Raw genomic sequence first — 14,353 nt, 5'->3', positions numbered from 1 at the left:
CCGAAGGTTCTACCGCCCGATGCGCCGCCGCAAGTAAAATAATCCGCTTTGCCCGCTATTTCCGGCGTCCGGCCGCCGGCACCACTCATGACCTATTCCGCCAAAGAAATCTTCAAGACGCTGCAGGGCGAAGGCGCCCATGCGGGCCGCGCGGCGGTATTCTGCCGGTTTGCGGGCTGCAACCTGTGGACGGGCCGCGAAAGCGACCGCGCCAGCGCCGCCTGCACCTTCTGCGACACCGACTTCGTCGGCACCGACGGCGAGGGCGGCGGCAAGTTCGCCACGCCCGAGTCGCTGGCCGACGCCATCGCGGCATGCTGGGGCCCCGGCGCCGAAGACCGCTACGTGGTCTTCACGGGCGGCGAACCCCTGCTTCAACTGGACGCGCCGCTGCTCACGGCCGTCCACGCGCGCGGCTTCACGGTGGCCATCGAAACCAACGGCACCGTCAAGCCGCCCGCCGGCATCGACTGGATCTGCGTCAGCCCCAAGGGCTCGGCCCCGGTCGTGCTGGAACGCGGCGACGAACTGAAGCTCGTCTACCCGCAAGCCAACGCGCTGCCCGAGGCCTTCGCGCACCTGGACTTCGACCACTTCTTCCTGCAACCCATGGACGGCCCCGCGCGCGCGGCCAATACCGAGCAAGCCGTCCAGTACTGTATGCAGCACCCGCAATGGCGGCTCAGCCTGCAGACCCACAAATACATAGGCATTCCATGATTTACCCCCGTCCCCTGCGGAGCGCGCCATGATTTCCGTGACCCGCAGGCTGGAGTTCGACGCCGGCCACCGCATTCCCGACCACCGCAGCCAGTGCCGCAACCTGCACGGCCACCGCTACGTGCTGGAGATCACCCTGACCGGCGACGTGGTGCAGGCGCCGGGCGAGTCCGACAACGGCATGTTGATGGACTTCTCCGAAATCAAGCAGATCGCCAAGACCCACGTCGTCGACGTCTGGGACCACGCCTTCCTGGTCTACGAGGGCGACGCCGCCGTGCGCGCCTTCCTGGACTCGCTGCCCGGCCACAAGACGGTGGTGCTGGACCGCATCCCCACGGCCGAAAACCTGGCGGCCATCGTCTTCGATATCCTGGCGCCCCACTACCACGGCCACTATGGCGCGGACCTGCGCCTGACTCGCGTGCGCCTGTACGAAACCCCCAACTGCTGGGCGGACTGCAACGGCTGATCCCCCCGGGGTCGGCGCGGCCGGGTTTTCCATGAGTGGAAAACCCATTCCCTATTTTCCCGATTGAGAGAATCTATGGAGATATTCGCCATTTTCAATTATTAGTAAGCTAATAGATAGGATACAATCTATTCCATGAACACGCCCTCCGACTCCCGACTCATGGCCACCACCGCCAACCTGATGGTGCTGTCGCGCGCCTACCGCGGCGCCGCCGACAAAGCGCTGGCCGACTACGGCCTTTCCCAGGCCACGGCCTGGCCCGTCATCCTGGCCGGCCGCCTGGGAGACGGCGTGCGCCAGGGCACCCTGGCCGAAGCGCTGGGCGTCGAAGGCCCCTCGCTGGTGCGGGTGCTGGACCAGTTGGTGGCCGCGGGCCTGATGGAGCGCCGCGAAGATCCGCACGACCGCCGCGCCAAGACCCTGCACCTGACCGACGCCGGCCATGCGCTGCGCGCGCAGGTCGAGGAAGTGCTGGTCGAACTGCGCCGCCGCCTGTTCCGGGGCGTCAGCGAAGCGGACCTGGAAGCCTGCCTGCGCGTCTTCGAAACCCTGAAGGTTTCGCTGGGCCGCAGCGGCGCCGGCGCGCGGCAACAGGACGAGCAGCCGTGAAACTGCCGAACGTCCGCGAAACCATCTTCTCGCTGAAGAGCTACCTGAGCGCCATCACGGCGCTCTACCTGGCCTACAGCATCGGGTTGCCGCGTCCGTTCTGGGCCATGACCACCGCCTACGTCGTGGCCCAGCCCTGGTCGGGCGCGGTGCGCTCCAAGGCGCTGTACCGCCTGACGGGCACCTTCTTCGGCTCGGCCGCCACGGTCTACATGGTGCCGCGCCTGTCGAATTCCCCGGTCGTCATGACCGCCGCCATGGTGCTGTGGGTGGGCGCCTGCCTGTACCTGTCCGTGCTGGACCGCACGCCGCGCTCGTACCTGTTCATGCTGGCGGGCTACACCGCCGCGATGATCGGCTTTCCCAGCGTGACGGACCCTTCCCTGGTGTTCGACACCGCGCTCGCCCGCGTCGAGGAAATCAGCCTGGGCATCGTCTGCGCCACGCTGATCCACAGCGTCGTGCTGCCGCGCGGCCTGGCCCCGGCGCTGACCTTAATGCTGGACAAGGCGGTGCGCGATGCCCGCAACTGGATGCACGACACGCTCAGCGGCCAGGCCGCCGAACAGAAGGACCGCGACCGCCGCGTGCTGGCCAACGACATCACCCAGTTGCGCCTGCTGTCCACGCACGTGCCGTTCGACACCGGCAATCTGCGCTGGACCTCGGGCGCGGTGCGCGCCATGCAGGACCAGATCGCGGCCCTGACGCCCGCCGTCTCCGCCGTCGAAGACCGCATGCGCGCCCTGCAGGCCGGCGGCCAGCCGCTGCCGGAAGCGGTGTCGGCGCTGCTGAGCGACATTTCCGAATGGATCAACGCGGGCGCCCACGCCACCCATGAAACCGCCGTGCGCCTGCGCGCCGCGGTCACCCGGCTCACGCCTTCGATCGACAGCCGCTCCACCTGGCGCGACGCCTTGCTGGCCAGCCTGATGACGCGCCTGCGCGAACTCATCGATACCTACGACGAATGCCTGGCGCTGCGCCGCGAAATCCGCGCCGGGCTGCAAGGCGCGCCGCTGCGCTCGCCGCGCTCCAAGCGCGCGCCCAAGACGGTGCTGCACCGCGACCGCGGCATGGCGCTGCTGTCGGCGCTGGCCGCAGGCGTGGCCATCTCGGTCTGCTGCGCCTTCTGGATCGGCACGGCCTGGAGCAACGGCGCCACCGCCGCGCTCATGGCCGCCATCTTCAGTTGCTTCTTCGCCTCGCAGGACAACCCGGTTCCCGGCATCATGCAGTTCCTGACCTACACGGTCTATTCGATCCCGCTGTCCGCGCTGTACCTGCTGGGCATCATGCCCGCCATACATTCGTTCGAGATGCTGGCACTGGCGATGCTGCCCACGGCCTTCGTGCTGGGCATCTTCATCGCCCGGCCCGCCAGCGCCGGCAAGGCCATGGCCATGCTGTTCGGGTTCCTGGGCACGATGGCGCTGCAGGACACCAACACCGCCGACGTCGTGTCCTTCATCGACACGCAGGTCGCGCAGTGCATGGGGGTGGCCACGGCGGCTATCATCGCCGCCATCTTCCGCACGGTCAGCGCCGACTGGAGCGCGCGCCGCATCCAGGCCGCCAACTGGAAGGAACTGGAAACGCTGGCCAGCTCGCCGCGGGCGCCGTCGCGCCATACCTACGCCGCCCGCATGCTGGACCGCATCGGCCTGCTGCAGCCGCGCCTGGCGCTGGCCAAGCGCCCGGACGACGTGGTCGCCGCCGACGCGCTGAAGGACTTGCGCGTGGGCCGCGACATCACCGAACTGCAACGCGCGCGCCGCCACCTGCCCATGGCCGAGGCCACCATCGAGCCGGTGCTCGACAGCCTGGCCGGCTTCTTCCGCGCCCGCTCGGCGTGGCGGATCGGCGAGAAGACGCCTGAATTCCTGGTGCAGATCGACCGCGCGCTGTCCAGCGTCGCCGCCGCGCCGCAAGGCGCCGCCGCGCGCGACCGCGCCGTGGTCGCCCTGGTGGGCATCCGCCGCGCCTTCTTCCCCGACGCGCCCGACTACCAACCCGCCCACCCGACGCTGGAGGGCCAGACATCATGATCGGCGAATTCAATCTCTACGGCATTTACTTCCCCTGGCTGCTGGTGCTGGGCGTGGTCACCCTGGGCGTCGCCTGGGCGGTGCGCCGCGTGCTGGCCCGCGCCGGGCTGTACCGCCTGGTGTGGCACCCCGCGCTGTTCGACCTCGCGCTGTTCGTGGTGCTGCTGTATGGCGTATCCCTCATTTCCCCGCATTTTCTCCCGAGATAGGTATGAAACTCCCCAATGCCCTGCGCCCTGCCGCCATCGGCAAATTCGCGGTAACGGCCGTCGTCGTCGCCGCGGCCGCCTACGCCGGCTGGCAGCTCTGGGTGCACTATGAAGTCGAACCCTGGACGCGCGACGGCCGAGTCAAGGCCTATGTGGTGCAGGTCGCGCCCGATGTCTCCGGCCTGGTGACCAGCGTGCCCGTGCACGACAACCAGGACGTGAAGGCCGGCGACCTGCTGTTCGAAATCGACCGCGCCCGCTTCCAGCTCGCCTTCGACCAGGCCCAGGCCTCGGTGCGTTCGCAGCAGGTGGCGCGCGACCAGGCGCTGCGCGACGCCAAGCGCAACCGCTCGCTGGGCCAACTGGTGGCCGCCGAAGCCCTGGAACAGAGCCAGACGCGCCTGCAGCAGACCGAAGCCGCGCTGGCGCAGGCCGAAGTGCAACTGGACACCGCGCGCCTGAACCTCGAACGCAGCCGCGTGCTGGCCGCCAACGACGGCCGCATCACCAACCTGGACCTGCGCGCGGGTTCCTACGCCACCGCCGGCCATGGCGTGATGGCGCTGGTGGACGCCGGCTCCTTCTACGTGGAAGGCTACTTCGAGGAAACCAAGCTGCCCGGCATCCACGAAGGCGACCCCGTCACGGTGACGCTGATGGGCGATTCGCGCCGCATCCGCGGCCACGTGGAGAGCATCGCCCTGGGCATCGCCGACCGCGACCGCAGCACCGGCGCCAACCTGCTGCCCAACGTGAACCCCACCTTCAACTGGGTGCGCCTGGCGCAGCGCATCCCGGTGCGCGTGAAGATCGACGACGTGCCCCCGGGGGTGCGCCTGGTGGCCGGCCAGACGGCCACCGTGTCGGTGGACGCCAAACCCGCCCAGGCGCCGGCCGACGCGCGCCTGCCGTCCTGATCCCTTTGCCCGGCCCCAACCTTTTTATCGACGCCCAGCCGTAACTACCATGAACACCAGAAACCTCCTGCCGCTGATGCTGGCCCTCGCGCTGGCCGGATGCACCACCGTGGGCCCTGACTATCAGGTGCCCCCGGACGCGGTGGCCGAGCGGCAGAGCGCGCGGGCGCCCTTCGCGCAAGCGCAGGAAAACGTGTTCCGGCAGGAGGCGGTGCCCGGCCGCTGGTGGCGCCTGTACAACGATCCCGTGCTGGACGGGCTGGTGGAAAAGGCCCTGGCCGCCAACACCGACCTGCGCGCGGCCAGCGCCAACCTGGAGCGCGCGCAAGCCGCCTTGCGGGAAACGCAGGCGCAGCAGCAGCCCGGCATCGGCGTCAATGCCTCGCCCACCTTCGGCCACGCGTCCGGCCTGCAGGAACTGCAGCCCGGCATCGATCCGCCCGACCGCTGGTCCTACTCCGCGGGCGCCGGCGTGTCCTACCAGTTGGACCTCTTCGGCCAGATCCGCCGCGCCGTGGAAGCCTCCACCGGCGACGCCCAGGCCGCGCAGGCCGCCTACGACGCCACCCGCGTCACCGTGGCCGCCGAAACCGCCCGCGCCTACGCCAATATCTGCTCGGCCGGCATGCAGCTTGCCTCCGCCCGGCATTCCGTGCAGGTGCAGAAGGAATCCCTGGACGCCGTGGCGCGGCTGCAACGCGCCGGCCGCGGCACGGCGCTGGACGTGACCCGCGCCCGCAGCCAGCTCGAACAATTGCAGGCCAACCTGCCGCCCTTCGAAGCCCAGCAGCGCACCGCGCTGTACCGCCTGGCGGCGCTGACCGGCCAGACGCCGGCCGAAGCCTCGCCCGCGCTGCTGCAATGCGCCGCGCCGCCCCGGCTGGCCGAGACCATCCCGGTCGGAGACGGCGCCGCGCTGCTGCGCCGCCGCCCGGACATCCGCCAGGCTGAACGCACCCTGGCCGCGGCCACCGCGCGCATCGGCGTCGCCACCGCGGATCTCTATCCCAAGATCACGCTGGGCCTGTCGGCCGCCTCGGGCGGCCCGGCCAGCATGTTCGGCGACCGCGGCACGTTCAGTTGGAGCGTGGGCCCCCTGATCTCCTGGACGATCCCCAACACCGGCGCCGCGCAGGCCCGCATCGCGCAGGCGCAGGCCGGCACCAAGGCCGCGGCGGCCCACTTCGACGCGGCCGTGCTGAACGCCCTGCGGGAGACGGAAAGCGCGCTGGTGGTCTACGCCCGGCAACTGGACCGCGACGCCTCGCTGCGCGCCGCGCGCGACCAGAGCGCCGAGGCCGCCTCCCAGGCCAGCCAGTTATTCCGCTACGGCAAGACCGACTACCTGACGGTGCTGGACGCCGAACGCACGCTGGCCACCAATGAAAGCGCGCTGGCGGCCTCGCAGGCCGACCTCAGCAACGACCAGATCGCCCTGTTCCTGGCGCTGGGCGGCGGCTGGGAAAAATAAGCGCGGCCCTCTTCCCCTCCGCGGACGGCCTCATGCCGTCCGCCCCCCTCCCTTCCCCCTCGGCGTCCGCCCCGCGGCGTCCCCCACCAAACAATTTCCATAATATGGATTTGATATTGATCCATGGAAATTCGCGACAGTAGAATCGTCGCTACTCCATCAGAATCCGGAATGGGCTCCGCAACACGAAAGCCTGGGCCCCAGACGCCTTCCAAGGCAAGACGCCGGAAATTTATCCATAATATGGAATATCAGCCACCCACCATGAACGCGCGCATCCTGGACAGCATCACCAAGCTCGGGCCGGCCGATGCCGGCCAGGTGGTGATCGCCGGCTCTCATGGCGGCCGCTACGCCGCCTATTGCGCGGCGCGCGGACAGGTCCGGGCCGTGGTGCTCAACGATGCCGGAGTCGGCTGGCGGCAGGCCGGCATTGCCGGCCTGGCCGACCTGGAAACCTGGGGCATCGCCGCCGCCGCCGCCGATTACCGCAGTTGCCGGATCGGCGACGGCGCCGATATGGCCCGGCATGGCCTCGTCAGCCACGTCAATGCGCTCGCGTCCGCGTTGCAGTGCCGGCCCGGCATGCCGGTGGCCGAGGCCGCGAGGCTGCTGGAGCAGGCCGTCGCGCCGCGAACCCGCCCCGAAGCCAGGGAAGAATTGCGCACCGCACTCAGAATGGCCCCCGACGGCGCGCCGCTGGTGATCGGCGTGGATTCCGTCTCCCTCCTCAACGGCGAAGACGATGGCCTGATCGCCGTCACGGCCTCCCATGGCGAAGCCCTGGCGACGCTGGGAACCGACGGCGTCGGCCCGGCCCCGAGGCTGGTCACGTTCAACGACGCGGGCATCGGCAAGGACGGTGCCGGCACGGGCCGCTTGCCGCTGCTGCAACGGCGCGGCATCGCGGCGGTGACCGTCTCGGCCGGCAGCGCGCGCATCGGCGACGCGCGGTCCTGCCATGACGAAGGCGTGATTTCCCGCGCCAACGCGGCGGCCCTTGAACTCGGCTGCCGCCCCGGCACCCCATTGAAAACGTTTATCGATGCCCTGCTTGCAGCGCGCGACATCCACTAGGAGCAAGACCCGCATGTCGGAAAAACTGGAAATCACGGGCGGCGAAGCCATCGCGCGCATGTTCGCGGCGCATGAGGTGGGCCTGATGTTCGGCATGGGCGGCTTCCAGCTACTGCCGTTCTATGACGCCGTCCGCCGCCTGAAGCTGAATCACAACCTCATCAACGACGAACGCTGCGCGGTCTTCGCGGCCGACGCCTACACCAAGGTCAGCGGCCGTCCGGGCGTATGCGACGCCACCCTGGGACCGGGCGCCACCAATCTGGTGACGGGCCTGGCCGAGGCCTACAACGCGGGCACCGCGATGGTCGCCCTGGTGGGTGATTCGCACCGGATGCACTCGTGGAAGAACATGACGCAGGAAGCGCGCCAACTGGAAGTGCTGCGCCCCGTCGTCAAGGATGTGCTGCGCGTGGAGAAGATCGAGCGCATTCCGGAACTGGTGCGCCGCGCGTTCGCGGTCGCCACCAGCGGCCGCCCCGGCCCCGTGGTGCTGGACGTGCCCGAAGACATCGCGCACGAGATCCACGCCTTCGACGCGGACGCGTTCCATTCCAGCCCCAGCTATCGCCGCGCGCCCGCCCTGCGCTGCCGGCCGGCAAGCGGCGATCTCCAGCAGGCCGCCGCCATGCTGGCCGGCGCCGCCCGCCCCCTGATGCTGTGCGGCGGCGGCGTCCATATCAGCGACGCGGCCGACACGGTGCAGGCATTCGCCCGGCGCTTCGGCATCCCGGTGGCGCACACCATGAGCGGCAAGGGCGCCATCTCCTGCGGCGATCCCTTGAACGCCGGTCTGTTCGGCCGCTACAGCCGCATCGCCAACGAGCTGATCGCCAAGTCCGATTGCCTGTTCGTGGTGGGCTGCAAGCTGGGCGAAGTCGCGACACGCCGCTACGACCTGCTGCCGGCCGGCACGCCGCTCATCCACCTGGACATCGTGGCCGAAGAATTCGACCGCACCGCCACCCCGTCGTTGCGGTTGTGGGGCGATGTGCAGGCCACGCTGCAGGATCTGGGGGAACGCATGGCGGCCCAGGCCGGCGCCCCCTCGGCCAGACGCGAGGACTACCTGGCCGAGGTCGATCAGGCCATGCGGACGTGGCGCGAGTCCGTCCATGCCAAGCTGACCGCGGCGGAGACGCCCATCGGCATGGCGCGCCTGATGCATGAAATCAACGCGACGCTGCCCGAAGACGGCATCCTGGTGGCCGACGGCGGCTTCGCCGCGCATTGGGGCGGACTGCTGTTCGACACCAAGCGCGCCGGGCGCGGCTTCGTGCCGGACCGCGGCTTCGCGTCGATCGGCTACGGCATTCCGGGCGCCATCGGCGCCGCCGCCGCGGCGCCGGGCCGGCAGGTGGTCAGCCTGACGGGCGACGGCGGCTGCAATATGTCCCTGGGCGAACTGGAAACCGCGGTGCGGATGGGCCTGGCCTTTACGCTGATCGTCGTCAACAACGCGGCGTCCGGATACATCAAGGCGCTGCAGCACCTGATGTACGGCAGCGGAAGCTACCAATCCTCCGACCTGGCGGAAACCAACTACGCCAACGTGGCGCGCGCGCTGGGCTGCAACGGTATCCGTGTCGAGGATCCGGCCGGCATCCAGGCCGCGCTTCAAGCCGCCTATGCCTGCAAGGACCGCCCGACCATCCTGGACGTGGTGGTAACGCGCGACCCCGCGCACATGCTGCCCGGCGTGGACAGCCGGGCGGCCAAGATCAAGCCGGGCGACCGCATCGCCTGACGGCGGCGCCGACAACGAAAAAAACCTGAGCGAGGAGACAACACCATGAAGATCCGTACCTGGCTGACCCTGGCCGCGGCCGCCCTGGCCGTATCGGCGGCGGGCGCCGCGGCAGCGCAAGGCAGCTATCCCGACCGCCCCATCCGCCTGATCGTGCCCTTCCCACCGGGCGGCACCTCCGACGTGGTGGGCCGCATCTTCGCCGAAGCGCTGGGCCGGCAGATCGGCCAGACCGTGGTGGTCGAAAACCGCGGCGGCGCGGGCGGCACCGTGGGCACCCGGGCGGTGGCCTCGGCCCCGCCCGACGGCTACACCCTGCTGCTGGGCACGTCCAGCACCAACGGCACCAATTCCGCCGTCTATAAAAGCCTGCCGTACGATGCCGTGAAGGACTTCACGCCGGTGACGCAGATCATCCGGGTGCCGGGCGTGATCGTGGTGAACAAGGACTTCCCGGCCAAGGACTACGCTTCCTTCGTCGCCCTGATCAAGGGCGCGCCGGGCAAGTATTCCTATGCGTCCTCCGGCAACGGCGGCGCCACGCACATGGCCATGGAGTACTACAAATCGCTGTCCGGACTGGACATGATGCATGTGCCCTACCGGGGCACGGGGCCGGCGCTGAACGACGTCATCGCCGGCCAGGTCCCGATCTTGTGGGACACCGCCGCGTCGTCGATGGCGCACATCCAGTCCGGCAGCCTGCGGCCCATCGTCGTGGCCGCCAAGACGCGGCTGGCGCAATTGCCCGACGTGCCGACGTTCGCGGAAGCCGGCCTGCCGGACTACGACGCGGAGATGTGGAATGGCCTGCTGGCGCCGGCCGGTCTGCCCGCCGACGTGCTCGCCAAGCTGAGCGACGCCTCGCGCAAGGCGCTGGCGGCACCCGAGGTGCAGGCCAAGTATGCCGGCGTCGGCGCCTACGTGGTGGCGGACACGCCCGGGGAATTCAAGACCATGATCGAAGCCGACGTGGCCAAATGGAAGAAAGTCGCCGAATTCGCGCACATTTCGGTGGAATAGCATGGGCGAGCGTCTGAAAGGCAAGACCGCCCTGGTCTTCGGCGCCGGATCCTCGGGGCCGGGCTGGGGCAACGGCAAGGCCGCGGCCACGCTGTACGCGCGCGAAGGGGCACGGGTGTTCGCCGTGGACCTGCGCGCGGAAGCGGCCCGGGAAACCCAGCGCATCATCGAGGAAGAAGGCGGGCAATGCACCGCGCTTGCCGCCGACGTGACGGATTCGGCGCAAATCCTGGACGCGGTGAAGATGGTGCTGGCCGCCGCCGGCCGGATCGACGTGCTGCACAACAATGTGGGCATCACGGAGATGGGCGGCCCCATCGAAGCCAGCGAAGCAAGCTGGCGCCGCGTGATCGACACCAACCTGACCAGCGTATTCCTGACCTGCAAGCACGTGCTGCCGGCCATGCTGGCCCAGGGCGCGGGCAGCATCGTGAACATCTCGTCGCTGGCGTCGATCCAGGTCAACACCTATCCGTATACGTCCTACTACGCCGCCAAGGCCGGGTTGAACCACCTGACCCGCTCGCTTGCCGTGCAGTATGCGCCCCACAATATCCGGGTCAACGCCGTGCTGCCGGGCGTGATCGACACGCCGTTGATCTACACGCAGATCGCCGGGCAATTCGACGACGTCGAGGAAATGCGCCGGCGGCGCAACGCGGCCAGCCCCATGGGCCGGATGGGCGACGCCTGGGACGTGGCGCACGCCGCGCTGTTCCTGGCCAGCGACGAAGCCAGGTACATCACCGGGGTATGCCTGCCGGTCGACGGCGGCAAGGCCTGCGCGGGGCGCTGAGCCGCCCGGCCCTCGCCGGACGGCGGTTCCTCAGGGGCGCGGCGCCAGGTCGGCCGCCAGCTCGGCGGCGGCGCGCTGCAAGGCCGCCACCACTTCCTGCAGCCGGGCGCCGGACAATCTGGAGCGGATCGCGGCCACGCTCAGCGCGGCCACCACGTGCTGCCCGCGGTCGAATACGGGCACGCCCACCCCCAGCATGTCGGGAATAATGCGGCCCGGGTTGAGCGCATAGCCGTTCTTGCGAGCCGCCGCGATATCGGCGCGCAGGAGATCGGTGGAAGGCAGGTCCGGCGCGGCCGAGGCGTCGTAGCGCGCCAGCACGCGTTCGATATCGTCGTTGGGCAGGAAGGCCAGCAGCGCCAGGCTGCCGGCCCCTACGCCGAGCGGACGGCGATGCCCGACTTCGAGCGTCAGGATCTTGATCGGGAAATCGCCCGTCTGACGGTCGACGCAGACGGCCTCGTGGCCGGAACGGACGGAAAGAAAACTCGTATCGCCCGTAGACTGGGCCAGGCGCAGCACGGCCGACTCGGCGATCGCCTTGATGCCATGCCTGTTTTCCGCCGCCAGCCCGAGAATGTAGGACTCGCGGCCCAGGCTATAGGTTTTGAGTTTCGGATTCAGCGAGAGGAATCCCTCTTGCAGCAACGCGGCCAGCATGCGATGCGCGGTGGGAGGCGTCAGGCCGATATCCCGCACCACGTCGGTCAGGCCCACGCCTCGCGCGGGCGCCGCCCCCACATATTTCAGGATGCGCAGCACGCGGAAGATGCTCTGCGCGCCGCCCACGGCATCTGCGTGGCGCGACGGAATGGACGCGGAAGATTTGGCGGCTTTCATGAGGTGGACATGGTAGCCGCAAAAGCCGCGATCCGGCGCCGGACCGGCCCCTTCCGATAACCGATAGCTGAGGAAAACCCCGAGTCCGCGCGGCCGCGCTTTGTATCGCGGGATACATCCCCGCCCCCGCGTCCCTGCCAGACTAGCTCCCACCCTGACGCGTGCCGCGCCGGCACGCTGTCTTGTCCTCTTCGGGAGCTATTGATGAGCAGATTCAACCCCTTGCTGGCCTGCCTCGCGTGCGCCGGCCTTTTGCTGGCCCCGGCCGCGCATGCCGACGACCGCCCGGAACTGCGCATCGGCGTGGTCAGTTCGGTCACCGGCGGCGCCTCGGCCATCGCCACCGGCGCGGTGGCCGCCATCAACCTGATGGAAGAGCGCGCGGCGGCCGACGCCACCCTGCCGTTCCGCGTCAGCTTCGTCAAGTATGACGACGGTTCCGACCCCGCGCGCGCCGTCAACGCGACGCGCAAGCTGATCCAGGAAGACCGCGTGCACCTGGTGATCTGCTGCACCACCACGCCGGCCTCGCTGGCCGTGAACAAGGTGATCGAGGAAGAGCGCGTGCCCAACCTGTCGCTGGCCGCGGCGGCCTCGGTGATCGAGCCGGCCGAGGCCCACCGGTTCACCTTCAAGACGCCGCTGACCGACCGGCTGATGATCGACCACACCGTCGACTACATGCTCAAGCAGGGCTGGAAGAAAGTGGCCTTCATGGGCCTGGAGGACTCGTACGGCGAAGGCGGCTGGGTGGAATTCAACCAGATCGCCAAGCGCAAGGGCCTGGAAATCATCGCGGCCGAGCGTTTCTCGCGCGGCGACACCAACTTCACGCCGCAGGCCCTGCGCGTCGCGCAGAAAAAGCCCGACGCGGTCTACTTCCACGCCATCCCGCCCTCGTCCGCGCTCGCCACCGAGACGCTGCGCCGCGTCGGCTACAAGGGGCCGGTGCTGCACGGCGCCGGCTCCGCCACGCCGGCCTTCATCGCCGTCGGCAAGAAGGCCGCCGAGGGCGCCATCGTCGGCACCTCGGCCCTGACGGTGTACCGGCAACTGCCCGACGACCATCCGCTCAAGTCCGTCATCGCCGGCTTCATCCAGGCGTACGACGGCAAGTACGGCGCGGGCAAGACCGACATGTTCGCCGCCCAGGCCCACGACACGGTGCAGATCCCGCTGCTGGCCTATCGGCAAGTGGTGGCGGCCGGCAAGGCCGGCGACCTGGCCCAGGCGCGGCTCGCGCTGCGCGACGCCATCGAGGCCACCCACGAGTACCGCGGCGTGAATGGCTTCTTCAGCTACAGCCCCGCCGACCACCTGGGGCTGGACCGCCGCAGCACCTTCCTGGTGACGGTGAAGGACGGCAAGTTCGAGCTGCTGGGTGAGTAGGGATGGATCTCACCACTACCCTGTTCCTGGCGACGGACGGCCTGACCAACGGCGCCGTCTACACGCTGGTCGGCCTGAGCCTGGTGCTGGTCTACACCACCACCCGCGTGGTCAACATCGCGCAAGGCGAATACGTGACCTTCGGCGCGCTGACGCTCGCCAGCTTCATCGAGGGCACGCTCGCCCCCGTGGTCTACGTGGTGGGCGCGGGCGGCGCGGCCTGCCTGCTGCTGGATCTGCTGCGGGCCCGGGCGGACGGCCGTTCGCTGCTGCGGCCGCTCGCCACCTACGGCGCGGCGGGCGCGGTGCTGGCCGCGCTGGCGGCGCTGGCGTGGCGCGTGCCCTCGCCCGCCCTGCAAATGCTGGCGGCGCTGGCGCTGGTCGCGGCGCTGGGCCCCATCGTCTACCGCCTGACGGTCGAGCCCAATCCGGGCAACTCCACCGTCGTGCTGGTGATCATCGGCGTCGGCGTGTCGATGATCATGCACCCTCTGGCCCTGCTGCTGTGGGGCGCCGATCCGCGCCCCGTCCCGCCCATCAGCGAGGCGCGCCTGGAGCTGGCCGGCGTGGACATCGCGGCGCAGTCGCTCTTCATCATGGCGTTCTCGCTGCTGGCGGCGCTGGCGCTGTACCTGTTCTTCCGCTGCACCCTGACCGGCAAGGCCCTGCGAGCGGCGTCGGTCAACCGGGAAGGCGCGCAATACTGCGGCATCCCCGTGGTAATGGCGGGCCGGCTGAGCTATTTCCTGGCCGCCGCGCTGTCCGGCGCCAGCGGCATGCTGCTGGCGCCGCTGGTGACGGCGCACTACGAGATGGGCTTCGTCGTCGGGCTCAAGGGCTTCGTGGGCGCCGCGATGGGCGGGCTGGTGAACTACCCGCTGTCGGTCGCCGGCGTCTTCATCGTGGGCGTGCTGGAGTCTTTCGCTTCTTTCCTCAGCAGTTCCTACCGCGACGCGCTGGTGTTCGCGATGGTGATTCCCATCCTGCTCTGGCGCAACAGCCGCGCCGGCGCCGACCTGGACGAACATTGAA

General features: G+C 69.3%; 14 protein-coding genes. 13 read left to right on the top strand and 1 reads right to left on the bottom strand.

The window, feature by feature from the left end:
• The first annotated feature begins 87 nt into the window (after positions 1–87).
• From queE to AVE30378_RS09805, 11 genes are all read left to right on the top strand, one after another.
• Positions 88–720: a 7-carboxy-7-deazaguanine synthase gene (gene queE / locus AVE30378_RS09855; RefSeq protein ID WP_129240674.1), complete on the top strand. Its 633-nt coding sequence runs from the start codon at positions 88–90 to the stop codon at positions 718–720.
• 28 nt (positions 721–748) lie between these two features.
• Positions 749–1,192: a 6-carboxytetrahydropterin synthase QueD gene (gene queD / locus AVE30378_RS09850; protein WP_129240673.1), complete on the top strand. Its 444-nt coding sequence runs from the start codon at positions 749–751 to the stop codon at positions 1,190–1,192.
• Positions 1,193–1,327: 135 nt separating this feature from the next.
• Positions 1,328–1,804, top strand: a complete 477-nt coding sequence (locus AVE30378_RS09845; RefSeq protein ID WP_129240672.1) for a MarR family winged helix-turn-helix transcriptional regulator — start codon at positions 1,328–1,330, stop codon at positions 1,802–1,804.
• Positions 1,801–3,852 carry an FUSC family protein gene (locus AVE30378_RS09840; protein ID WP_129240671.1) on the top strand — a complete coding sequence of 684 codons (2,052 nt, stop codon included), beginning with the start codon at positions 1,801–1,803 and terminating at the stop codon, positions 3,850–3,852. Before AVE30378_RS09845 ends, AVE30378_RS09840 begins: the two co-directional genes overlap by 4 nt.
• Complete coding sequence (locus AVE30378_RS09835) at positions 3,849–4,061, top strand: DUF1656 domain-containing protein (protein ID WP_129240670.1); 213 nt, start codon at positions 3,849–3,851, stop codon at positions 4,059–4,061. The genes AVE30378_RS09840 and AVE30378_RS09835 overlap by 4 nt, the downstream gene beginning before the upstream one ends.
• A 2-nt stretch (positions 4,062–4,063) precedes the next feature.
• Complete coding sequence (locus tag AVE30378_RS09830) at positions 4,064–4,978, top strand: efflux RND transporter periplasmic adaptor subunit (protein WP_129240669.1); 915 nt, start codon at positions 4,064–4,066, stop codon at positions 4,976–4,978.
• A gap of 49 nt (positions 4,979–5,027) precedes the next feature.
• Positions 5,028–6,449, top strand: coding sequence for an efflux transporter outer membrane subunit (locus tag AVE30378_RS09825; protein ID WP_129240668.1), 1,422 nt, complete (start codon positions 5,028–5,030; stop codon positions 6,447–6,449).
• A gap of 264 nt (positions 6,450–6,713) precedes the next feature.
• Complete coding sequence (locus AVE30378_RS09820) at positions 6,714–7,526, top strand: hypothetical protein (RefSeq protein ID WP_244235009.1); 813 nt, start codon at positions 6,714–6,716, stop codon at positions 7,524–7,526.
• A gap of 13 nt (positions 7,527–7,539) precedes the next feature.
• Positions 7,540–9,273 carry a thiamine pyrophosphate-binding protein gene (locus AVE30378_RS09815; protein WP_129240666.1) on the top strand — a complete coding sequence of 578 codons (1,734 nt, stop codon included), beginning with the start codon at positions 7,540–7,542 and terminating at the stop codon, positions 9,271–9,273.
• A gap of 45 nt (positions 9,274–9,318) precedes the next feature.
• The gene (locus AVE30378_RS09810; protein WP_129240665.1) at positions 9,319–10,296 is read left to right on the top strand and encodes a Bug family tripartite tricarboxylate transporter substrate binding protein; all 978 of its coding nucleotides are present in this window, start codon (positions 9,319–9,321) and stop codon (positions 10,294–10,296) included.
• 1 nt (position 10,297) lies between these two features.
• The gene (locus tag AVE30378_RS09805) at positions 10,298–11,092 is read left to right on the top strand and encodes an SDR family NAD(P)-dependent oxidoreductase (RefSeq protein ID WP_129240664.1); all 795 of its coding nucleotides are present in this window, start codon (positions 10,298–10,300) and stop codon (positions 11,090–11,092) included.
• 30 nt (positions 11,093–11,122) lie between these two features.
• On the opposite strand, the gene AVE30378_RS09800 is transcribed toward AVE30378_RS09805, so the two are convergent.
• A complete protein-coding gene (locus tag AVE30378_RS09800) occupies positions 11,123–11,932 on the bottom strand; it encodes an IclR family transcriptional regulator (RefSeq protein ID WP_129240663.1) in 810 nt (269 codons plus the stop codon).
• A 204-nt stretch (positions 11,933–12,136) separates the two neighbouring features.
• Here AVE30378_RS09800 and AVE30378_RS09795 point away from each other — a divergent pair, with 204 nt between their 5' ends.
• Both AVE30378_RS09795 and AVE30378_RS09790 read left to right on the top strand, forming a co-directional pair.
• Entirely contained in the window at positions 12,137–13,321 is a 1,185-nt protein-coding gene (locus AVE30378_RS09795) for an ABC transporter substrate-binding protein (RefSeq protein ID WP_129240662.1), read from the top strand.
• 2 nt (positions 13,322–13,323) lie between these two features.
• Complete coding sequence (locus AVE30378_RS09790; RefSeq protein ID WP_129240661.1) at positions 13,324–14,352, top strand: branched-chain amino acid ABC transporter permease; 1,029 nt, start codon at positions 13,324–13,326, stop codon at positions 14,350–14,352.
• Position 14,353 lies beyond the last annotated feature (1 nt).

The organism is Achromobacter veterisilvae (assembly GCF_900496975.1).
Classification (GTDB): Bacteria; Pseudomonadota; Gammaproteobacteria; order Burkholderiales; family Burkholderiaceae_B; genus Achromobacter; species Achromobacter veterisilvae.
This window is presented reverse-complemented; position numbering and strand designations above follow the sequence as displayed.

Coding starts and splice junctions, on each gene's coding strand:
- AVE30378_RS09835 (WP_129240670.1), top strand. CDS start 3,849: ATGATCGGCGAATTCAATCTCTACGGCATTTACTTCCCCTGGCTGCTG.
- AVE30378_RS09790 (WP_129240661.1), top strand. CDS start 13,324: ATGGATCTCACCACTACCCTGTTCCTGGCGACGGACGGCCTGACCAAC.
- AVE30378_RS09830 (WP_129240669.1), top strand. CDS start 4,064: ATGAAACTCCCCAATGCCCTGCGCCCTGCCGCCATCGGCAAATTCGCG.
- AVE30378_RS09800 (WP_129240663.1), bottom strand. CDS start 11,932: ATGAAAGCCGCCAAATCTTCCGCGTCCATTCCGTCGCGCCACGCAGAT.
- AVE30378_RS09815 (WP_129240666.1), top strand. CDS start 7,540: ATGTCGGAAAAACTGGAAATCACGGGCGGCGAAGCCATCGCGCGCATG.
- queE (WP_129240674.1), top strand. CDS start 88: ATGACCTATTCCGCCAAAGAAATCTTCAAGACGCTGCAGGGCGAAGGC.
- AVE30378_RS09805 (WP_129240664.1), top strand. CDS start 10,298: ATGGGCGAGCGTCTGAAAGGCAAGACCGCCCTGGTCTTCGGCGCCGGA.
- queD (WP_129240673.1), top strand. CDS start 749: ATGATTTCCGTGACCCGCAGGCTGGAGTTCGACGCCGGCCACCGCATT.
- AVE30378_RS09845 (WP_129240672.1), top strand. CDS start 1,328: ATGAACACGCCCTCCGACTCCCGACTCATGGCCACCACCGCCAACCTG.
- AVE30378_RS09795 (WP_129240662.1), top strand. CDS start 12,137: ATGAGCAGATTCAACCCCTTGCTGGCCTGCCTCGCGTGCGCCGGCCTT.
- AVE30378_RS09820 (WP_244235009.1), top strand. CDS start 6,714: ATGAACGCGCGCATCCTGGACAGCATCACCAAGCTCGGGCCGGCCGAT.
- AVE30378_RS09810 (WP_129240665.1), top strand. CDS start 9,319: ATGAAGATCCGTACCTGGCTGACCCTGGCCGCGGCCGCCCTGGCCGTA.
- AVE30378_RS09825 (WP_129240668.1), top strand. CDS start 5,028: ATGAACACCAGAAACCTCCTGCCGCTGATGCTGGCCCTCGCGCTGGCC.